18 protein-coding genes are annotated in these 21,720 nt (G+C 26.6%); 9 read left to right on the top strand and 9 right to left on the bottom strand.

Annotation, left to right across the window (positions count from 1 at the left end):
- The first annotated feature begins 55 nt into the window (after positions 1-55).
- Complete coding sequence (locus BRE_RS02705; protein WP_012538969.1) at positions 56-1,492, top strand: hypothetical protein; 1,437 nt, start codon at positions 56-58, stop codon at positions 1,490-1,492.
- Positions 1,493-1,514: 22 nt separating this feature from the next.
- Here the strand turns inward: BRE_RS02705 and BRE_RS02700 are convergent, their stop codons facing one another.
- From BRE_RS02700 to BRE_RS02685, 4 genes are read right to left on the bottom strand one after another with little or no spacing between them, the layout of a single operon-like run.
- Positions 1,515-4,340, bottom strand: a complete 2,826-nt coding sequence (locus BRE_RS02700; RefSeq protein WP_012538968.1) for a M16 family metallopeptidase — start codon at positions 4,338-4,340, stop codon at positions 1,515-1,517.
- Positions 4,337-5,098, bottom strand: coding sequence for a hypothetical protein (locus tag BRE_RS02695; protein ID WP_012538967.1), 762 nt, complete (start codon positions 5,096-5,098; stop codon positions 4,337-4,339). The genes BRE_RS02700 and BRE_RS02695 overlap by 4 nt, the downstream gene beginning before the upstream one ends.
- Positions 5,099-5,121: 23 nt before the next feature.
- Complete coding sequence (gene xth, locus BRE_RS02690) at positions 5,122-5,883, bottom strand: exodeoxyribonuclease III (protein ID WP_041178130.1); 762 nt, start codon at positions 5,881-5,883, stop codon at positions 5,122-5,124.
- 14 nt (positions 5,884-5,897) lie between these two features.
- Positions 5,898-6,656: an MBL fold metallo-hydrolase gene (locus BRE_RS02685; RefSeq protein WP_012538965.1), complete on the bottom strand. Its 759-nt coding sequence runs from the start codon at positions 6,654-6,656 to the stop codon at positions 5,898-5,900.
- Between the two features lie 160 nt (positions 6,657-6,816).
- On the opposite strand from BRE_RS02685, the gene BRE_RS02680 reads away from it, so the two are divergent.
- Genes BRE_RS02680 through BRE_RS02670 form a run of 3 tightly spaced genes read left to right on the top strand, consistent with a single transcriptional unit; the run spans position 6,817 to position 9,531 of the window.
- A complete protein-coding gene (locus BRE_RS02680; protein WP_012538964.1) occupies positions 6,817-8,106 on the top strand; it encodes a hypothetical protein in 1,290 nt (429 codons plus the stop codon).
- 2 nt (positions 8,107-8,108) lie between these two features.
- Positions 8,109-8,720 (top strand): glucosaminidase domain-containing protein, encoded by a 612-nt coding sequence (locus tag BRE_RS02675; protein WP_012538963.1) that lies wholly within the window; start codon positions 8,109-8,111, stop codon positions 8,718-8,720.
- Positions 8,707-9,531: a TIGR02757 family protein gene (locus BRE_RS02670; protein ID WP_041178129.1), complete on the top strand. Its 825-nt coding sequence runs from the start codon at positions 8,707-8,709 to the stop codon at positions 9,529-9,531. The genes BRE_RS02675 and BRE_RS02670 overlap by 14 nt, the downstream gene beginning before the upstream one ends.
- Here BRE_RS02670 and BRE_RS02665 read toward each other — a convergent pair.
- The gene (locus BRE_RS02665; RefSeq protein WP_041178128.1) at positions 9,509-10,300 is read right to left on the bottom strand and encodes a type III pantothenate kinase; all 792 of its coding nucleotides are present in this window, start codon (positions 10,298-10,300) and stop codon (positions 9,509-9,511) included. The two genes, BRE_RS02670 and BRE_RS02665, sit on opposite strands and share 23 nt — an antisense overlap.
- The gene (locus tag BRE_RS02660; protein ID WP_041178127.1) at positions 10,293-12,092 is read right to left on the bottom strand and encodes a hypothetical protein; all 1,800 of its coding nucleotides are present in this window, start codon (positions 12,090-12,092) and stop codon (positions 10,293-10,295) included. Before BRE_RS02660 ends, BRE_RS02665 begins: the two co-directional genes overlap by 8 nt.
- Positions 12,093-12,208: 116 nt before the next feature.
- Between BRE_RS02660 and BRE_RS02655 the strand changes: the two genes are divergently transcribed.
- Entirely contained in the window at positions 12,209-12,664 is a 456-nt protein-coding gene (locus tag BRE_RS02655; RefSeq protein WP_012538959.1) for a hypothetical protein, read from the top strand.
- Between the two features lie 151 nt (positions 12,665-12,815).
- On the opposite strand, the gene BRE_RS02650 is transcribed toward BRE_RS02655, so the two are convergent.
- Together BRE_RS02650 and nadE are read right to left on the bottom strand one after the other, a co-directional pair.
- Positions 12,816-14,399 (bottom strand): PP2C family protein-serine/threonine phosphatase, encoded by a 1,584-nt coding sequence (locus BRE_RS02650; RefSeq protein ID WP_041178126.1) that lies wholly within the window; start codon positions 14,397-14,399, stop codon positions 12,816-12,818.
- Entirely contained in the window at positions 14,392-15,942 is a 1,551-nt protein-coding gene (nadE, locus tag BRE_RS02645) for an NAD(+) synthase (protein WP_041178195.1), read from the bottom strand. Before nadE ends, BRE_RS02650 begins: the two co-directional genes overlap by 8 nt.
- A 381-nt stretch (positions 15,943-16,323) precedes the next feature.
- Here nadE and grpE point away from each other — a divergent pair, with 381 nt between their 5' ends.
- From grpE to rlmB, 4 genes are read left to right on the top strand one after another with little or no spacing between them, the layout of a single operon-like run.
- Positions 16,324-16,872 (top strand): nucleotide exchange factor GrpE, encoded by a 549-nt coding sequence (grpE, locus tag BRE_RS02640; protein ID WP_012538956.1) that lies wholly within the window; start codon positions 16,324-16,326, stop codon positions 16,870-16,872.
- 43 nt (positions 16,873-16,915) lie between these two features.
- Positions 16,916-18,814, top strand: coding sequence for a molecular chaperone DnaK (dnaK, locus tag BRE_RS02635; protein ID WP_012538955.1), 1,899 nt, complete (start codon positions 16,916-16,918; stop codon positions 18,812-18,814).
- Positions 18,814-19,914 (top strand): molecular chaperone DnaJ, encoded by a 1,101-nt coding sequence (gene dnaJ, locus BRE_RS02630; RefSeq protein ID WP_012538954.1) that lies wholly within the window; start codon positions 18,814-18,816, stop codon positions 19,912-19,914. Before dnaK ends, dnaJ begins: the two co-directional genes overlap by 1 nt.
- Position 19,915: 1 nt before the next feature.
- On the top strand, positions 19,916-20,650 hold the full coding sequence (gene rlmB / locus BRE_RS02625; protein ID WP_012538953.1) for a 23S rRNA (guanosine(2251)-2'-O)-methyltransferase RlmB: 735 nt from the start codon (positions 19,916-19,918) through the stop codon (positions 20,648-20,650).
- Positions 20,651-20,678: 28 nt separating this feature from the next.
- On the opposite strand, the gene trxB is transcribed toward rlmB, so the two are convergent.
- The gene (gene trxB / locus BRE_RS02620) at positions 20,679-21,656 is read right to left on the bottom strand and encodes a thioredoxin-disulfide reductase (protein WP_012538952.1); all 978 of its coding nucleotides are present in this window, start codon (positions 21,654-21,656) and stop codon (positions 20,679-20,681) included.
- Positions 21,657-21,720: the final 64 nt, after the last annotated feature.

Raw genomic sequence — 21,720 nt, 5'->3', positions numbered from 1 at the left:
AAAATTTGCTTAAATTTTCATTTATCACATTTTTTTCATTATAATATAGTATGTAATGAAAAGAATTTTAATGATGTTAATCTTCTTGACAAGACTTTATGCAATCAATGAAACTAATAATCAAAAAAAATGCATAATAATCAACAATAATAAAAAAATAGTATACTGTCATAACGAAAAAATAGATCATCTCATATTAAATCTAAAGAACAACAAAAATGCAAATATAAAAATTAACACCCAATACAAAAGTCACTCATACAATATCCCAACAATCATTAATCAAGATCAAACAATGATATTAGAAATCAAAATAAATAATATCAAATCTATCAATTTCAATAACATTGAAATACAAAAATCCAGTATACAAACAACAAAAACAGATCTCCAAAAATTTAAAATATTCATTGATAAGGATGGATATTCTATCAATTTTAATCTCAATAAAAACATGTTTCCAATAATAGGCTTTAAATCAAAAGAAACAATATTAAATCCCATAATAACAAATTTATATTCAAAAAAAGAATCACAAAAAATAGTACTATCAAATCTCATCAAGTATACATCACTAGAAAATCACAATGATGAAATAAAATCTACCAAAAACGACAATATGATTCAAATTAATGAAATTGGATACATTAATATGAATGATTATTATGAAATCAATAAACCAATAAATGCTGACTTAAAACTTATTTTCAATTATACAAAAAAAAATTACAGAAGAGATTCTTTTGAATTCTTTAATTTCATAGCAAATCCTAATGTATACATAATAAAATTTAAAACATTGCACGATCAAGCCTTAATGTTAAAAAGAATGGCATTCTTTCTCGAAAAAAAAGAATTTAGAGGAAGATTATTATCAAATACTGAACTAGAAAATAAAGTAGGATGGGGTGGTCATGATTATAGACTCCAAGATATAATTACATTTTTTAATGAAGCACAAAAATCAAATATTAAATTAAATAAAGAAGAAATAACTTTAAAAAACTTAATTATAGCCAACAAATTAGCATATATTGAAAATAACATAATAAAAATTAAAAACAAATCAAAAAACATTACATTTGCAACTTACTCCGAAGATGAAATTATGTCAAAAACAGACCAAATGAGAATCTTTATGCATGAAATGCTACACATGTATTTTTTTATAGACAATAATTTCAATAAAGAAATTGTTAATTTTTGGAATAAAAATATTTCACCAAATAACAAAAAATCTTGGATTAATTTTTTAGATAACATAGGTTATGATGTCACATTTAATTATTTAGTAATGAATGAATTTTATGCATATACAACCGCGCTCCCAAAAGAAAATATAGCAAATTATTTAATTAACACCAATTACTTCTCCAAAACTGAATTTAAAGAATATGAACAATGGGCCATAAAATTAGAAAAATTATTATGGCAAACAAAAGGATTAATACCAGGAGAACTATTAATCCTTTTTAAAGACAACAACAATTAAAAACAAAACAATATAATGAAAATTAATTATCATTACTTGGAATTAATACAATCTCTGTTCCTTGCTTAAAATCGATCTTCTTAAATAACATATTTATTGTATCTTTATTTAAATTATCATCAACAAATTTATTACTAAAAGTATCTATAATAGAATCATGCCACAAAACCGAATTTAATATCACTGAACTCCAATAACCATTGGACTCAGAAGCAATATTATTATTTTTAATAATATTTTTCTTAATATAATCAAAATCAGTATCTACAAAATCTATTTTTTGTCTCTCCAAAATATATTCATTAACAGATTTTAAAACACTATCTAAAGCCTTAGGCTCAACTGTAAAAGACACAACAATAAAACCATCTGAATCAGAATGCTTTCTAAAATAGTGATCAAAAGACGCATCTATTCCATAAACACTAGACTGTTCTCTTCTAATAGCTTTAACAAGACCTTCACTCAAAAGAGATGCCAACGCACTATAATTTAGGACTTCTTCAGGTGTATAATTAAACGTGAAAGGATATACAACATATACAGTACTACTTGCAGCATCCTCTTTTTTACCAACAACTATTCTTTTCGTATTTTTTTTATAAGAATAATCTAAATCTCTAAATTCATTTAGCTTTTTAGAATTTAAATTACCTAAATATTTACTTGAAAATTTTTTTATTGTATCTAAGTCAATATCTCCCACAAAAATAAATTTGAAATTGTCTGCATAAGTAAATCTCTTTTTATAAAAATCCAAAAGAATATCTTTTGATATATTTTGCAAATCAGATTCTTGAATATCTCTTAAACGATAATCATCATTATTATAAAATTTTTTAATAGCATTAGAAAAAAGATAATTAGAACTATTTTTCCTAGCCTTAATTGTTGCACTCATATCATCAATAGTAGTCTGCAAAACAACATCATCTATCTTGGCTTCATTAAATGTAAAATATATAAGCTTAAATAAAGTTTCAAGATCTTTAGCCTCAGCACCACCATTAATACGTGAAGTTCTCTCAGAAACCGATGGCATCAATGTTACCAATTTATTTGATAAATATTTTTCAATTTGAAGCTTAGAATAATCCCCATATCCTGATTTAGAAACTATACTTGGAGCCAAAGATAAAACAGGAATCAATTCAGGATCCTCACTTAATAAACCACCCCAAGAAATTGCAGTAAAGTCAACTATATTTTTCTTATTTTCATTATGTTTAAAATAAACTTCAACGCCATTCTCCAAAGTAAAAGATGAAATTTCATTTATAAATTCTTTTTCATCAACAATATTTTTACTTTGCAAAGATTTTTTGAAGAATTCGCCCTGAATTGACACATCATCATAAGGTTTAATTTCTTTATTTAAAGCAATATCACGAAATTTTTGCAACTCTTCAAAAGTTAAATTAGAATGTAATTTTTTAGAATACTTATAAATAACAGTCATATTATCTATAAAGGCCTCACTACTAGCAAGAGCTGATATTGTATCTGGGCTAATATTATTCAAACATTTAATAGCAACGTCAAAAACTTCATTACCATCAAGCAAGTGAAAATTCGATGAAGCAACACCCACCAAATGATCTGCAATGATGGAAGACTTTTGTTTCTTAAGATTCTCTTTATCAACAGTATAAGAAGTTATCATTTCGGACTTAATTTTATCAATCTCTCCTTTCGTAAAACCAAACTTCCTGATTCTCTCAATTTCATAAAAAAACCCTTCAAAAGCTTCCTTAAAATGCTCTGGATCGATAGTTAAAGAAATATTTTTAATCAAAATATAATTATTATCTGATTTATAATTCGAACCAAATTTATTAAATGAGCTAAAATAATTTGTTCCAATAACCTTTAATTCATAAAATCTATTTATAAAAAGACTATTTAATAAATTTTTCTCGATATATCTCTTAAGATCCTCAACAGTAACAATACCTCCTTTGGTCTCTTCTTTACAAATAAACTCAATACTAGGAAATAAGGTTTCATCATCATCTATACTTACAAATTTTTTATCAATTACAGTATCTAAATTTATTACAACTTTTTCAGGCTCATCTAATGGTTTCTTAAAAGATGCAAACAATTTTTTTATCTTCTCTTCAATGTCTTTTGGATCAATATCTCCAACAATAATGAGACTGGTCAAATCTGGTCTATACCACTTATTATAAAATTTTTTAAAGTCCTCTGATTTAAAAGATAAAATCCTCTCTTCAATACCAATAGGAGATCGAATAAAATATCTACTATTACCTCCAACAACCTCAAACATTTTTTTGGACATTCTAGAAGAATAATTATCTCTATATTTTTTTTCTTCAATAATAACATTACGTTCTTTATCTATTTCTAAGTCATCAAACTTAATTTGAAAAGCCCAATTTTTCAATACATTTAAAGCTTCATCAACTTCACTCTCCTGACCACCATCTGACAAATCAAGATAATAGTAAGTCTTATCAAAAGTAGTATAAGCATTAAGATCAGCTCCAAATTTCATTCCAAATTTTTTGAGAATTTCCAAAATATCTTCACTACCAGGATAATCCTCTGTACCTTTAAAAGCCATATGTTCAAGATAATGGGCTAAACCCCTTTCATTTTCCTCTTCGTTTAAAGAACCAACATTAAACAAAATTCCCATATGAACAAATTTACTTGGAATTTGATTTTTATAAATATAATATTTAAGTCCATTTTTAAGTTGACCATTTACTAAGTTTTTATCCAAACTTAACTTAGAAGATGAACAAGATAAAATAATAAAACTCAAAACAAAAAAAACAACTTTTAATATAGTAATATTATTAATGCGTTTACATCTCATTTTAATTTCCTTGAATTAATTCTTGTATTATAAACTTTTTTAATTTCTCTAATAATAGACGTAAATCCAAAATCATACCAATCCTTTATACCCTTTAATCTAGAAATAGGAAACAATTCATAAAATAAAAATAAAAGTTCCCCTTTAGACAATTTTACAATATCATTAAAATAAATTTTTTTATTTAATTCCCCAATATAAACAAAAAATCCCAATTTGTCTAAAATAAGTTTATTAAAATCAGGATTTAGAATACTTTTCTCATAAATTTCAATAGTAGAATGTTCACTTGCAACATTATTATAACCTTTAAAAGAAACCTGATCTAAGATAACAAAATTACCATCACTAAAACTTACTCTACGACCATCTAATGTTTTTAAAAACCCATCAATATCATCAAAAAACACAAAAATATTTAACGCCTTAGATGCTTGCAAGACAAACTTTGAACTATTATAATTATCCAGATTATCTCGTTGCAAAGAATTAATAAGTTGCATATCATCCAATTTATCATTGCCACCCAAAACCTGTGTACCTTTCTCAATCAAAGCCTGATTGGCTAAATCAATATATGTAAAGAGTTCATCCTTTTGATTTAAATATTTTTCACGTTCTAATAAATGAATTATAAATAATAAATCCTGCTTCTCAAGACTGCGATAAAAATCAATACTTTCTAAATTAATCAACTTTATTCCAAAAATCAGATTATGAATACACAAAAACAAAACCATTACAAAATACCGACTCATACATAACTCCCATACATATTAATCTATTGCTTTAATTTTAAAAAAACAGGACAATGATCACTACCCATTACCTTATTTAAAATTAAAGCATCTTTTACTTTAAATTGAAAAGCCTTATTTATAACAAAATAGTCAATTCTCCATCCTACATTACGTTCCCTAGCTCTCGTCTTATAATCCCACCAAGTATAATTACCTGGCTCCTTATTAAACATTCTAAATGTATCCACATAACCTCTATTTAAAAAATTATCCATCCAATTGGTTTCTTCAACATAAAAGCCAGCAGATTCTCTGCTAGTCTTAGGATTGGACAAATCAATTTCCGTATGTGCAATATTAAAATCCCCACAAACAATAAGATTTTTTCCAGAAGTTACAAATGAATTTGCAATAGATTCAAAACTCATCAAAAATTCAAGCTTATAATTAAGTCTTTTTCTTAAAGACTGTGAATTAGGAAAATATGCATTAATCAGAATAAAATCATGATAATGAGCAATAATGCATCTCCCTTCTCTATCAAATATTTCAATATTCATATTTTCCAATTTAATAGGTTCAATTTTTGAATAAATAGCAACACCACTATAACCTTTGATTATGGATTTTGAAAAATATGAATAATATCCCTCAATATCAATAAGTTCCCTAGGTAACTGTTCTTTTAAAGCCTTGGTTTCCTGCAAACACAAAATATCAGGACTATATTCTGCAATAAAATTAAGAAAACCCTTATTAGAAACAGCTCTTATTCCATTAACATTCCAAGAAATCAAATTCATCATTATATACCAATCTAAATATATATTTGTAAGCCATCATAAGCTAAATAAATATTATCCCTCCTCAAATAATCAAATTCATCATGCATAATATCATGTGCAATATGAGTGAAATAAGCAATTTTAGGATTGATCTTTTTAACTTCAAGAATAGCATCATCAAAATTTAAATGACCTGGATGAGGTTTAATTCTCAAAGCATCTATCACCAATACATCTAATCCCTCTAAATAACTATAAGAAATCTCGGGAATAGACTTAACATCAGTAAGATATGCTAAATTATTTATTCTATACCCCAAACTAATTATATCTCCATGCAGTAAAGGAATTGGAATTATCTTTATTCCTTTAAAAAAAATTTGCTCAAAATCAACTGCTAATCTAGGAAGAATATTGGCTTTTCCACTGATAGACATTCTTGATGAAAAATTATGTGGAAATGCATTTTTAATATGATGCATAGTAGTCTCTCGGGCATAAATAGGTAAAGGAACACACCTTGTATAAAATTTAATATCATCAAGTCCCATAATATGATCATAATGTTCATGAGTATACAATACCAAATCCAATTTCAAAATATTTTCCCTTAAAAGCTGTGTTCTAATATCAGGTCCCATATCAATCAATAAATTAAGACCACACAAACTTAACAAAAATGCACTTCTAAGTCTTTTATTTTTACAAAAATCTGAATTACATACTCTACAATTACAATTCAACATAGGAACACCACTTGATGCACCAGTTCCTAAAAATATTCCTAACATGTATTACCATTACCCCTTAAGAACCCCAATTATATCATAATAAAATTAAACGATAAAAGAAAAAATCTGGCTATATCATTAAAAGCTCAATGCAACTCAATAAATTATTTTGTAAATAAAGTTTTTATGCTTATAATTAGTTAAGGAAAAAATATTTTTTATGTACGAACAATCTTATGAAACAATATTTTTATTAAGTTTTGGTATATTTTTAATAATAAATTTGTTTAATTTTAAAAAAGAATTTTCTTATGAAGATTATTTCATCATATTCCCAGGAACCTTTTTCATAATTACGCTATATCTTATAGAAGCAAGACCATTAATGTTATATACCGGCTCCATATTCCTATTTTTCTTAATAATAACTACTATTAAAACCCTAAAAACAATCATTCTTAGAAGACAAAAACAAAGGAAACAAAACAACAAACTTAAAAGAATAATTTTCACTATTCCTTTTAAAATAATGATAGTAATACCATCAATAATAATAGTATTTATTGCAACAATATTTTCATATCTCAGTTTCTTTATCAATTATCCAAAAGACATAAATGCAAACTATAAAATAGGATTTACAAAAATCAAAGATCACAAAAATAACTTAAATCTATCGGTTTGGTATCCAATTAATCTCACATTAGGACTAAAACGTCAAAACCCTTTTTTTTATTATGATTTTAATCCTTTTTTTATAAATGAAATGAATTATCTTCCAACATATGAAAATGTATATAAAGACGCACCAATTAGCACCAATCAAAAACTATATGACAGTATCCTAATTATTCTACCTTCTTATTCGCATGACTCAATGTTTAAATCACTTGTAAACAGACTAGTTAAAAAAGGAAATATTGTATATCTATATTCTCCAATATACAAACATATAAACATCCATAACTTTATTAAAAATAACAATACAACTTTACTAACACATATTTCAAACTCAATGATTAAATATTTGGTAGAACCAATCAAAATTTTCAGTCAAAGAAAAGACAAAACATCCGATATTACAGAAATTCAAAATGTAATAGAACTTGTAAAATCAAGTCAAAAATTAAAATTTTTAGATTCAAGAATGAATATAAATCAATTGGTCTTAATTACAATGGGAAATCAAATAAACATTGCAAATGAAATCATAAATCAAAATCAACAAATAAAAAAATATATAAATATTGGGGGTAAACCTCAAAAATTTAAAATCAAAACGTTACAATTATTAATAAAACAAGATGAAAATGAATGGCAACAAACAGAATCGGATATATCTTCTATAAAAATAATCAACATGAATCATATTGGTGAGATTTCTGATTTCATTTTTAGTAGAAGTTATTTATCAAGTTTCAACTTATTTAAAAATCAAGAATTAACATTACCAAGATTTGATTTCATGATAAATGAAATTGATCAATTTATTGAAGATAAAGGACATTAAAAATGCACAAGAAGTTTATACTGTTATTAATATCACAAATATTATTAACAGTAAAGAGTTACTGCATTGAAGAAATAATTGAAATAAACACCTCAACACAAAAAGAAAAATATATTCCCTTTTTACTAAGTAAAGGAAAAAGTCAAGTAGAGGATATTGTAAAATATACATTAAAAATGAATCCTTATCTTGAAGCAGAATATGTCAAAACAATTGCACAAATTTACATAGAAGAAGCTATAATTGAAGGAATAAATTATGATATTGCCTATGCCCAAATGTTACTTGAAACAGGCATTTTAAAATTTAATGGGATAGTATCAAAAGAACAACATAATTTTTCAGGATTAGGAGCCACTGACAATTTTACAAAGGGAAATTCTTTTTCTAATATGCAAGAAGGAATAAGAGCACACATTCAACATTTAAAAGCCTATGCCTCAAGCCAAGATATAAACTCAAATATGGTTGATCCTAGATTTTATTTCGTCAAAAGAGGATCTGCCCCAACAATATATGATCTCACTGGAAAATGGGCAACAGACAAACTTTATGATAAAAAATTAAAAAAAATATTGTTAGGGTTGTTAGAATTTGAGAATGCAAAAAAATAAGGATAAAATATCAGAAATATTAGAATTTATATACAGTAAATATAATAAACGAGAATTTGTTCATCCAGACCCATTAGAATTTTTATATAAATATACAGAAAAAGAAGACATTGAACTTGTAGGTTTAATTAGCTCATCACTAGCATTAGGAAGAGTTGAGAGAATATTATCAGCAATTGAGTACATTTTAAAACCACTTGGAAAACAACCTTCAAAAACACTCAAAACATTTACAAGAAAAGATTTAAATGAAATATATAAAGACTTTACATACAGGTTTTTTACAACAGAAGACATTGTTAAATTATTAATGTCTATTAAAACAATAAAAGAAAAATATCTATCAATTGAAAATTTATTTCATAACATCTACAAAAAAAACAAAAACTTTATAGCAAGTTTAGACGAGCTTATAACACAAATGGAAAATGTTAATAAAAAGCCATTTGGAATGATACTCCCCAAACCATCAAAAGGAAGCGCTTGTAAAAGACTATTTTTATTCTTAAGATGGATGATAAGAAAAGACAATGTTGATTTGGGAATTTGGAATAAAATTAATCCATCAAATTTAATAATTCCAATGGATACTCATATGAGAGATATTTCAGCAAAACTATTTAATCTTCAAAATACAAAGAATGTAAGTCTCAAAAGAGCAATAGAAGTTACAAAATATTTTTTAGAACAAAACAAAGATGATCCTGTAAAATATGATTTTTCATTAACTAGATTTGGAATAAACAAAAGCTTCAACAAAAAAGAACTATTTACAAACATTTTTAATTTTAAGACAAATGATTTTCTTTAAAAGCATTTCCCAAAATTCTAATGCCTTCAAGCGTCAAATATAAATTAAATATAAAATCTACACTTATTAAAGGTAAAATCAAATTAGAATTTCCCCCCGTAATTATTAATTTAAATTCTCTATCATAATTACGAATAAGATCATGATAAACACCTTCTATTAAATACTTATACTGATAAATTACACCGCTATTGACACTATCAATAGTTGACAAACCCAATAAATTTTGAGGCACTACAAGATTAAAATCCTTTAAAAGATATGCATTTTCAACTAATGCAGTCAAACTTGTGAAAGGTCCACCATTAATTAAACCTCCAAGTATGCCATCTTTTCTACTAACTGCAAAAATAGTACAAGCTGTACCAATATCTGCAATCAAAGCATCATTAATATTATAATATTCAATAGCTCCAATAAGATTTGCAAAAACATCTGATCCTAAAATAAACTTACGACCATTATAAAATTCAAAACTTAAATCATAACTTAAATCATAACCAATAAATAAAGGAGTCACATTATAAAGAAAAATAATTGCATCAATAAGCACTTTATCGATAACTGGTACAACACTACTTACAAATACTTTACTAACTTTAAAGTTAAATTTGAGTTTAAGAAAGTTACAAAGCTCTCTAAAACTTAAATCAAGTTTTGTTTTAAGTTTACAAAATATTTGCATGCCTCCAACATCATATAACGCAAAAGATATACTTGTATTTCCAATATCAACAATTAACTGAGTTGAATCAACAATTTTACTCATCAATATCCCTAAATCCCATTATATTATCAAATCTTAAAAAAATTTTTGTATCATCGAGTTTTTTAGGTGTTATTTTTAAAACCAATGTTTTATCTCCAGCATAATATCTCCACCCATCAGAATATATATAAAATTGAATATCTGTAAACCAATTAATATTTCTAAATCTAACTAAAGTAGGACGTTCAACACCTTTAAAAAAGAAATATCCAGGAGAATTTAAATCACGATCAAATTCAATAGAATAAAAAGACTGAGAAAAATTAAAATTTACAATCTTTGACGAACTATATATCCAATGTCCAATTCCAAGATTGGGAAATAAATTAAATTTTGGAATATAATCATTATCAACAATATCAGCATAATAATTCTCATATGGAATACTATTACCATCAGAGTTCATCAAAGAATAGTAAATAGCATTACAAGCAAACTCCAATATTAAATTAGAATTTAACTTAGAAGCAAGTCTTTTAAGTAATCCAGCAATTTTAAGTGTATACTCAATATCCCAAGACAAATCCTTTTTATTCTCAGAAACATAAGCCTCTCCATTATTAGTTACAAAAAACAATGTAGAAATAAATTTTATTAACTCTTCTCTCAACTTATCCAATATAAAACTATCATTATCAAACTGCAAGAATATAATATAATTAGAGAGAATATTATAGGCTTGTGTTAAATCAAACCCAGAGCTTAATATTACTTCTGGAGTCCTTAAAATATTTAACGATTCATTTAAAATAGAAACATTTTCAGATAAAAAAATCTTTTCTAAAAGATACGCATCTTCCTTTAAATATTTCAAAATTTTATCTGGTTCAAGAGAATTAATAAAAGTTTTATTTACAGAGAGATAATGAAAAAACATATCTATTTTTTCAGCATCAACATAATAACTTGAACTTAAATAAGTTAAACTATCTTCATTAAGACTGATTAAAGGTTTAAGTTTTGGAAATATATCCTCATAGTTATGCCTTGTTAAAGATTCTGCCAAATAATAAATAAATATATCCTCATCAAAAGAATATACATTACCCTTACGCCATCCACCCTTTTTAATGCTAAAATTTGAACTGCTACTCCATGCATCATAAACTTTATCTCTAAATTTCATTAAGACTGAATCAAAATTTTTTTTACTTATCTTCTTAATTAATGAATAAACAGCAGAAAAATTCATATTCAAAGGAATATCTCTAGATACTACTTCATTTGCGATTTGAGGTTTTGCAACTAAATTTCCAATTTGAAAAACTTCTTGAGGACTAATTAAAATTTCCCTCTCTTTTAGTTTACTATGTTTGCCTAAAGAAACATCGAAATAGTTATTTGTAGAATCATTCACAATAATATTTTTGTCAAATAAAATTTTATAATCGCTCTCAATTTCATAACTTATTAAAAATTTTTTAGAAAGATTGGAACTAATCTGAAAATTATTATTTAAATCAAATACAAATAATAAAAAAATATTATTTTCAAAATAAACATAAATTGAATTATCTTGTACTTTATAAGAAATTGGATATAGCTTAAGACTATTTTCAGGAATAATAATAGGATAAGTTTTAGATAAATTTATCTTAATACCTCTTATATTAAGAACAAGATTATCTAAAACATAATGACTATCTTCAACTTTATTATTAACGAAAAATTTTAAATCATTTAATAAAAATATATTTAAACTCAAGTTTCTAAATTGAATCAATATGATTATAAATAAAAATAAAATACCAATTAACAAGTAAAAAAAACTCAAACTCAAATATCTCTTCATATCATTCAATATTAATAATAAAGAATTAAAATATCAATATTGGTTGTATAAAAGCAAAAAACTTAATAAAATTAATAAAAGCACACAGCAAATATAAAATAGGAGTAACAAGATAGATGAAAATTCCAAAAAATTATATTCCAGGAACAAACCCTTACAAATCTCTTCCTAAAAAGCCTATTATAGAATCAACAAAAAAAATATCAAAAAAACAAGAACAAATTAATGCAGAAATAATGAATTCACAAGAAAAAATACTAAAATTATACATGAGAAGACTACAAAAGAAAGAACAAATGATGCTTCAAACCTTCATTGTAGAAGGACATAAAGTTGGGTCTAAAATTTTTAACAATTTGCCAAAAACCTTAAAAGAAATAATAACTATAATGAATATAGAATCTTTCAAGATATTACTTAAAAATACAAAAAACCCTATAAAAAAACTTTATATTAAATTTTCAAGCTGGACATTAAATAAACTTTTAAAATCTATCGACAATTCAAGCATCAAACAAGACAAAAAAACATCTATAAAAAATACACAAAAACAGAAAACCAAAAACAAATAATAAATCTTTTTATAAATAACTTAAAGAAAAATACACATAATTTCTATAAAAATAGAAATTATATCATCCCATTTAATGATTAAAGTTTAATACAAAACAACAATCAAAAACATGTGCTATATTTAATTATATAAGAAGACCAAAACAGCTACTAATAAATAATAAACTCTAAAATAGAAAAATCATCTCTAAATACATTATATTTTGACAAATTTAACATTTTATTATACAAACGCTCTAAAACAAAGCTATCTAGATTTAATGTATTTTTTTTTAATATTTTATAAAAATCATCAATAGACATTATTATATCCTGATTATTTTCAATCTCATAAACACCATCACTAAAAAGTAACAGATGTGAAAATTTATTCAAATAACATTCACTCTCCTTGCAAGGATACATTTCTTCAATTCCAAGAATGGCACCTTTAGTCTTAAGATAAACATTACCTTTTTCACTCAAAACAACAGCAGGAGGTGCCCCTGCTGATGCAAATCTTAAATGTTTAGTCTTTACATTTAAAACACCATACCATAGCGTAATAAACATATCACTTCTGAATTTTACAAAATAAGTATTAACATAATTTAATACCTTATAAGGACTAATGTCATTATTATTCATAACATAAGAATTAATAACACTTGAAACATTAAGGGATAAGAGTGCAGAATCCACTCCATGCCCAGAAATATCTATTAAATAAATTATTAAATTATCATCATTAACAAAATAATAATTAAAAAAATCACCCCCTATTCTTTTTGATGGAACAAAGATCCAATTAGAATGAAAAAATTCGTTTCGGATCTTCTTGGGTAATAAATTTTCAATATAATTTCCAGCCTCAATAAGCTCACTCTCAACACATTCTCTACCATGCAAAACAAGATCTAAATATTTTTGTCCCTGTTCTATCACCTTTTTCTTTTTAAGAAAACTAGTTATTCTAATATCCAATACCAATAAATCCAAACTTTTAAAGAAATAATCATCAACTTGTTCTTCAATAAAAGTTTGAATAATATCTTTTCTGGTTATCTGAGAAATAACAATAACAGGAACCATTTCATAAAGACTATTACTCTTAATATTTCTAAGTAAATCTAAAATCATCTGAATATTTTCATCCGAATTTAAATCAAGAATAATCAAATCATAAAAATTATCACAGAGTAACTGACTAAACAAATCTACAGTATTTGCAGATATAACAATATAGTCTTTTAAAATCAAATAATTGACAAGTTTTGTACTATAAGCACTCTCACAAGAAAAAATCAATAACTGATTACCACCCTTATTTGCATCTTTTCTATTCTTAAGAGCAGAAGAGAAAACCATATTCTCAAACTCAATCTCTATATAAGATACTACCGATAAAATTTTACACGAAATGGCCTTAAAAAAGGCAATACCAGCATCTCCAATTCCACTATAATGCATAGAATTATCTATTAATTCCAAAGACAAATATAAATAAGACATTAAATCGCACTTCATGCTTCTAAGCATAAATTTACCCAACTTCAAATCTTTAGAATCTGCAAACTCTCCCTGAAATTTATTAGCAATATCTAAAGTTAATTCAAGGTAATTAGTAATATCATCATAAAAATATCTAGGAGTTTCTTTATAGAGTGCATAAGAATAAGTATTGATAAGTAAAAAAATCTCTTCTATTTTTAAACCAAATTCATTTAATACATTAATAACATTATTACTATTCATCCTCAATCAACGCAACTCTTGAAATAGGAAGAAAAATATCGCTACCAAACGCCTTTTTGGAAACTTTAACTATCATAGGACCTTTCCTTCTCTTATACTCACTCCCAGAATAAAGATCTAACACTCTTACAACCACTTCTTTCCCAAAAGATTTGTAAAGCAATTCCAAAGGCTCATTTTCAAGTAGATACCTATTTAATATACCATCAAGAACTTCATACGTAGGAAGAGAATCACTATCTTTTTGATCAGCTCTAAGTTCTGCAGAAGGTTCTTTTAAAAGGATATTACTAAAAATAACTTCCCTACCTTCTTTTTTATTTACATATCTTGCAAGATTATAAACATCTAGCTTAAATAAATCTCCAATCAAAGAAATTCCACCACAAGAATCACCATAAAGCGTACAATAACCAACAGCAATTTCACTCTTATTACCAGTATTCAAAAGTAAAGATCTATTTGCATTACTATAAGACATTAAAAACAATCCTCTAAGTCTAGCTTGAAGATTCTCTTCAGTAACTCCCTTTGTATTTAAATACCCATCAAGATAATCCAAAGAAAATTGAAACATGCTCTCAATTGGCATATGAATCAATTCAAATCCCAATTCATTAGCAAGTCTTTCTGCATCCAAAACAGAACCTTTTGATGAAAATCTACTAGGCATAAAAATACCTATAACTCTATTAGCACCTAAAGCTGTACATGCAATATAAGCAACAAGAGCAGAATCAATACCACCAGAAACACCCAAATGAACTTTTTCAAAGCCTGCAAGAGCAACATACTCTCTCAAGCTAATAACCAATGCTCCAAGAAGTTTATCAAAAATTTTGGATTCACAATCAAACTCTAAATCATAAAATTCTTCATTAAATAAAATATCATATTCAAATTCTTTGGCTTGTTTTATTTTTCCATATTTATTAATAAAAAAACTCAAACCATCAAATACGATAGAATCATAAATGCCATATAAATTGGCATAAGCAATTTCCAAATTATTTTTTATAGCTACATCTTTAAAAAACTCAAGTCTTAAATTATTTTTTTCACAAGTAAAATAAGATTTTGATGGAATTACAAGATAATCAATTTTACTAAAAGAATCATGAAATTTGTACTGAGACTTATGAAACAAGAGTTCATCATCTAAATTTAAAACAGCAATACTTTGACCTTTATAACTAAATAATACTGGGACATTAACTTCTCTAGTTGTCAAAATATACTGATGATCACTTACCACAGATATACAATCAAATAATTTGCCATCATAAAAATTATAATGTCCAAATACAACACAAAGTCCAGCATCAACTTGTCCTTTTATAAAATCAATACAATACAAAATCTTTTTAACGTATTCGGGCCTATAAAACAAATTTTCATATTCAATACCCTCAATAAAAATAAAAGGAAAAACTAAAATATCAACCTTATTTTGAATAGCATACTCACAATTTACCTTAAATTCATTTAAAATTTCATTAAACCTAAAAATTCGACACTTTATCTGAGCTACACATATTTTCACAAAGTAAATAATAAGCAATAACAGAAAAAATTACAAGAAAACCCCAAAACACATGAAATAAATTATATAAAAATTAATCTTTAATATAGAAAAACTAAATTAAAATTATAATAATCCATTAAACAATACATATTTCCTAGTATTAACGTCAATTGCATTTTTAAGAAAAAATTAAAACATTTTTTTATTTTGACAAAAAAATACACATAAGAATTTATTAAGCTTAAAATATGTGTCAATATTATACTAGTATAGTTTTATAGTCAACATAAACCCTTTTAAAGATAATTAAAATGAATCAAATTTAAAAAAATTTTCATAAAGAAAAAATTTGTAAAATATTTTTTTTATAGATAAAATGCTTTATAAAAGGAGGCTAAAGTGGACGAAAAGGAAAAATGTAAAGACCCCGAAAAAATTAAAGAAAATGAAAATGAAACATTCCAAAACGAAGATAACCCTAACATGGAGAAAAAGATTATTGAACTTGAAAATGAAATTTCCAATCTAAAAGATTTATATTTAAGAAAACAAGCAGAATTTGAAAATTTTAGAAAAAGACTTGAAAAAGATAAAGAAAACTTTATTAAATTTGCAAATGAAAACATAATGAAAGATATAATTACTTTCCTTGACAATTTAGAGAGAGCAATAGATTCATCAAAGCAGTCAAAAGATTTTGATACCCTATTATCAGGAATTAGTATGATTGAAAATGAAATACTCTCAAGCTTTGACAAAAAATATAATCTAAAAAAATTTGGAAAACTAGGAGATGAATTTGATCCAAGTCAACATGAAGCAATAAGTATAGAAGAAAAAGAACAAATTATAAATCCTCAAATTGTAGAAGTATATCAAAAAGGATACTGCTACAATAATCGAGTATTAAGAACTGCAAAAGTTAAAGTTGCACAAAGTAAAAATTAATTAGAATAATTAGAAATCAAAAAATAACAAAAGGAGGCCTTATATGGGAAAGATTATAGGAATTGATCTTGGAACAACAAATTCATGTGTAGCCATAATGGAACATGGAAAACCTGTTGTTATACAAAATTCAGAAGGAGGAAGAACTACTCCATCAATTGTAGCTTATACAAACAAAGGTGAGCGACTTGTAGGACAAGTAGCAAAAAACCAAATGGTTACAAACCCTGAAAATACCATATATTCAATAAAAAGATTTATGGGAAGAAGATTTGAAGAAGTTGCAAGCGAAATCAAAATGGTTCCTTATAAAGTCGAAAAAGGACAAAATGGTGATGCACGTGTAAATATCTCCAATATCAAAAAACAAATGTCACCACCAGAAATATCAGCAGCAACTCTCACAAAAATGAAAGAAACAGCCGAGGCCTATTTGGGAGAAAAAGTTACTGAAGCTGTAATTACTGTACCAGCATATTTCAATGATGCACAAAGACAAGCAACAAAAGATGCTGGAAAAATTGCAGGACTTGATGTTAAGAGAATTGTCAATGAACCAACAGCTGCAGCTCTTGCTTATGGAATTGAAAAAAAACACGAAGAAATCGTTGCTGTTTATGACCTAGGTGGTGGAACATTTGATATCTCAATTCTTGAGCTTGGAGATGGCGTTTTTGAAGTTAAATCAACAAATGGAGATACCCATCTTGGAGGAGATAACTTTGATGATGAAATCATTAAATATCTAATTACTGAATTTAAAAAAGATAGTGCTATTGATTTATCAAACGATAAAATGGCACTTCAAAGACTTAAAGAAGCAGCAGAAAAAGCAAAAATAGAACTCTCAGGTGCCCAAGAAGCATCAATAAATCTTCCATTTATCACAGCCGATGCAAATGGTCCTAAACATTTACAATATACTCTTACAAGAGCAAAATTTGAACAAATGGTAGATCACTTGGTTCAAAAAACAAAAGAACCATGCCTAAAAGCCATTAAAGACGCTGGGCTTAAAGCTTCTGATATTAATGAGGTAATACTTGTTGGAGGTTCTACAAGAATACCAGCTATTCAAAAAATCGTAAAAGAAATATTTGGACAAGAACCAAATAAAGGTGTAAATCCTGATGAAGCTGTGGCAATAGGTGCTGCTATTCAAGGTGGAATACTTACAGGAGAAGCCAAAGATATGGTACTTCTTGATGTTACACCTCTATCACTAGGAATTGAAACACTTGGTGGTGTCATGACAAAATTAATCGAAAGAAACACCACAATTCCTACAAAAAAAAGTCAAGTATTCTCAACAGCAGCAGATAATCAAACTTCTGTAGATATCAAAGTTTTACAAGGTGAACGAGAAATGGCATCACAAAACAGAGTACTGGGCAACTTTATTCTTGATGGAATACCAGCAGCTCCAAGAGGTGTTCCACAAATAGAAGTTAGCTTTGACATTGATGCTAATGGAATAGTTCATGTTTCTGCTAAAGATATGGGAACTGGTAAAGAACAAAAAATTAGAATTGAATCATCATCAGGACTATCTGAAGAAGAAATTGAAAGAATGGTCAAAGATGCTGAAAGTCATGCTGAGGAAGATAAAAAATTAAAAGAAGGCATAGAAGCAAAAAACATAGCTAACTCATTAATCTATCAAACAGAAAAATCTTTAAAAGAATATGGAGAGAAAATAACAAATCAAGATAAAGAAGCTATTGAAAACAAAATAAAGGAACTTAAAGATACATTAGAAGGTTCAGACATATCTTTACTAAAATCAAAAACAGAAGAACTACAACAAGCTTCTTATAAAATAGCTGAAATGATGTACAAGGATGCTCAAGCAAGTTCACCAGCTCAAAACAATGCTCAAAACAATGCAGGTAGTGAAAGCAAAGAAGCTGATTACGAAGTTGTTGATGAGGATAAAAAATAGTGAAAAGAGATTACTATGAAATTTTGGGGCTCTCAAAAGGAGCCTCAAAAGATGAAATAAAAAAAGCATATAGAAAAATAGCAATTAAATATCATCCTGATAAAAATAAAGATAATAAAGAAGCTGAATCCATATTTAAAGAAGCAACAGAAGCTTATGAGGTTTTAAGCGATGACAATAAGCGTGCACAATATGATCGATTTGGACATACAGCATTTGAAGGAGGAGCATCAGGATTTAGTGGATTTTCTAGTGGATTTAGTGGATTTTCTGACATTTTTGAAGATTTTGGAGATATTTTTGATTCATTTTTTACTGGAAAACGTGGACAAGACAAAAATAGATATCAAGAGAGAGGTCAAGACTTAACATATCAAATTGAAATATCTCTTGAGGATGCTTACTTAGGATATAAAAATAACATTAACATATCAAGAAACATATTATGTGAATCATGTTTAGGTAAGAAATCTGAAAAAGGAACATCTCCTTCGGTATGTAACATGTGTAATGGTAATGGCCGAGTAATGCAAGGAGGAGGATTTTTTAGAGTAACAACCACATGTCCAAAATGTTATGGAAATGGAAAAATAATATCAAATCCTTGCAAATCATGCAAAGGAGCTGGAGGGGTTAAACATAAAGAAACGCTTGAACTCAAAATTCCAGCAGGAATTGATGACGCCCAACAAATTAAAATGAGAGCAAAAGGAAGCATAAATCCTGATAGTCAACAATACGGAGACCTCTATATAAAAATATTAATAAAACCTCATAAAATTTTTAAAAGAAATGGAAAAGACCTATACGCAACTCTACCAATAAGCTTTACTCAAGCAGCACTTGGAAAAGAAATTAAAATACAAACAATAGCAAATAAAAAAATTTCAATAAAAATTCCAAAAGGAACAGAAAATGATGAACAAATCATTGTCAAAAACGAAGGAATGCCAATATTACATACAGAAAAATTTGGAAATCTTATTTTAATCATTAAGGTCAAAACTCCTAAAAATCTAAATAATAATGCTATCAAACTACTAGAAACTCTAAGCAAGGAAATCAAAGACATTGATGAAGTTACCTTAAATAAAATTTAATATGTACATTACACACGCTAATTCAATAATTGAAAGCATCAAAAATAATAAAGGACTTGAACTATATATTTCAAAAACAAGTCCAAAAGCCATAAGTATTGAACAATTAGCAAGACAACATAACATTAAGATTATCAAAATAAATGATCTCACAAAAATACTTGGCAATAACAATCATAGGGGTTTTGCATTAAAATTACAAAATTTAAAAGATTATAATACAATAAATAAAAATAAAAACTTAGAAGAATACTTAAAAGAATTTCAACATAAAAATAATATACTTATTTTAATACTTGATAGTATAGAAGATCCTCAAAATTTTGGAGCAATTCTTAGAACAGCAGAACAATTCAATATTGATCTTGTAATTACTAACCAGAGAAAAAGCGTAAAAGACAATGCAACTGTCTTACGCACAAGCTCTGGAGCAAGTCAATATGTAAACAAATTAACAGTTCCAAATATAAACAATGTAATTAGATATTTAAAAAAACAGGGATTTTGGATATATGCCAGTGATATAAAAGGACAAGCAATAAATAACACTAAAATAACTGACAACAAAATTGCATTAATTATGGGCAATGAAGGCAAAGGAATACATAACCTACTAAAAAATAATTCTGATTTTTTAATTAAAATACCAACTAAGGGAAAAATAGATTCTCTTAACGTATCAGTCTCAACAGGAATTTTAATATTTGAAATAAAAAGGCAACTTAACTTGCTTTAGTTTATTCTATCCAATTAAATAAACTCACTTATCCCAAAAAATTTCTAACTTCCACAGAAGCCAAAAACCCTTCAGCAGCAGCCGTAATGGCTTGTGCATAAAGCTTATTGCTAACATCACCGCATGAGAATACTCCATTAACACTAGTTTTCACAATATCTTGAGTAGAAATATATCCATCATCATCTAATTCCAAAAATCCTTTTACAAACTCTGTATTTGGTTTATAACCAATAGCTATAAATATTCCATCTACATTTAATTCAAAAGCAGAATTATGCTTATTATCCATAATATGAATTTTGGAGACAATATTCTCCCCACTAACCTCTCTAGCCTCACAGTTATATAAAATATTAACATTAGATAATGTTTTAATACTTTTTTGTAACATATCAATAGCTTTCATATAATTCTTTCTTACAATAACATACACCTTTTCTGCTAGTTTACTTAAATAAATAGCCTCTGAAATCGCCGTATTACCTCCACCAATTACAGCAACAGTTTTTCCCTTAAACAGATGACCATCACAAATCGCACAAACAGAAATACCTCTATTCCAAAATAAATCTAAATTCTTAAGAGTATCTAATTTTTTAGGTATAGAGCCTGATGCAATAACAATAGATTTGCTCTTATAGATATAATTATCCGTATAAAGACAAAAAATATCACCTCTTTTTTTTATAGATCTCACAGTTTCAAAATAAGTAGTAGCACCTAAATTGATAGCTTGCTCCTTCATATTTAACATCAACTCTCTTCCATTTATACCATTTTTAAATCCCGGATAATTATAAACTTCTGTGGTTGTTGTAAGCTGTCCTCCAGGTTCAGGTCCTTCCAAAATACTTGTCTTATATCCACTCATAACAGTATAAATTCCAGCAGTAAGTCCTGCAGGGCCTGATCCAACAATAATCACATCTTCAACAAAATCTACCTCTGTTCTTATAATCTCTCTATTACATTTCTTTATATCTAATACCTCAAAATTTAACATAAAACCTCTTAACTCAATTTAACTTTAAACGATATAAAAAAATTCTTAAATATACTAACTAATT

Source organism: Borrelia recurrentis A1, from assembly GCF_000019705.1.
Classification (GTDB): domain Bacteria; phylum Spirochaetota; class Spirochaetia; order Borreliales; family Borreliaceae; genus Borrelia; species Borrelia duttonii.
This window is presented reverse-complemented; position numbering and strand designations above follow the sequence as displayed.

Excerpts from the sequence above, each read along its gene's own strand:
- BRE_RS02680 (WP_012538964.1), top strand. The coding sequence starts at position 6,817 with ATGTACGAACAATCTTATGAAACAATATTTTTATTAAGTTTTGGTATA.
- BRE_RS02670 (WP_041178129.1), top strand. The coding sequence starts at position 8,707 with ATGCAAAAAAATAAGGATAAAATATCAGAAATATTAGAATTTATATAC.
- dnaK (WP_012538955.1), top strand. The coding sequence starts at position 16,916 with ATGGGAAAGATTATAGGAATTGATCTTGGAACAACAAATTCATGTGTA.
- BRE_RS02660 (WP_041178127.1), bottom strand. The coding sequence starts at position 12,092 with ATGAAGAGATATTTGAGTTTGAGTTTTTTTTACTTGTTAATTGGTATT.
- xth (WP_041178130.1), bottom strand. The coding sequence starts at position 5,883 with ATGAATTTGATTTCTTGGAATGTTAATGGAATAAGAGCTGTTTCTAAT.
- BRE_RS02685 (WP_012538965.1), bottom strand. The coding sequence starts at position 6,656 with ATGTTAGGAATATTTTTAGGAACTGGTGCATCAAGTGGTGTTCCTATG.
- BRE_RS02665 (WP_041178128.1), bottom strand. The coding sequence starts at position 10,300 with ATGAGTAAAATTGTTGATTCAACTCAGTTAATTGTTGATATTGGAAAT.
- rlmB (WP_012538953.1), top strand. The coding sequence starts at position 19,916 with ATGTACATTACACACGCTAATTCAATAATTGAAAGCATCAAAAATAAT.
- BRE_RS02650 (WP_041178126.1), bottom strand. The coding sequence starts at position 14,399 with ATGAATAGTAATAATGTTATTAATGTATTAAATGAATTTGGTTTAAAA.
- BRE_RS02705 (WP_012538969.1), top strand. The coding sequence starts at position 56 with ATGAAAAGAATTTTAATGATGTTAATCTTCTTGACAAGACTTTATGCA.
- BRE_RS02700 (WP_012538968.1), bottom strand. The coding sequence starts at position 4,340 with ATGAGATGTAAACGCATTAATAATATTACTATATTAAAAGTTGTTTTT.
- BRE_RS02675 (WP_012538963.1), top strand. The coding sequence starts at position 8,109 with ATGCACAAGAAGTTTATACTGTTATTAATATCACAAATATTATTAACA.
- trxB (WP_012538952.1), bottom strand. The coding sequence starts at position 21,656 with ATGTTAAATTTTGAGGTATTAGATATAAAGAAATGTAATAGAGAGATT.
- BRE_RS02655 (WP_012538959.1), top strand. The coding sequence starts at position 12,209 with ATGAAAATTCCAAAAAATTATATTCCAGGAACAAACCCTTACAAATCT.
- BRE_RS02695 (WP_012538967.1), bottom strand. The coding sequence starts at position 5,098 with ATGAGTCGGTATTTTGTAATGGTTTTGTTTTTGTGTATTCATAATCTG.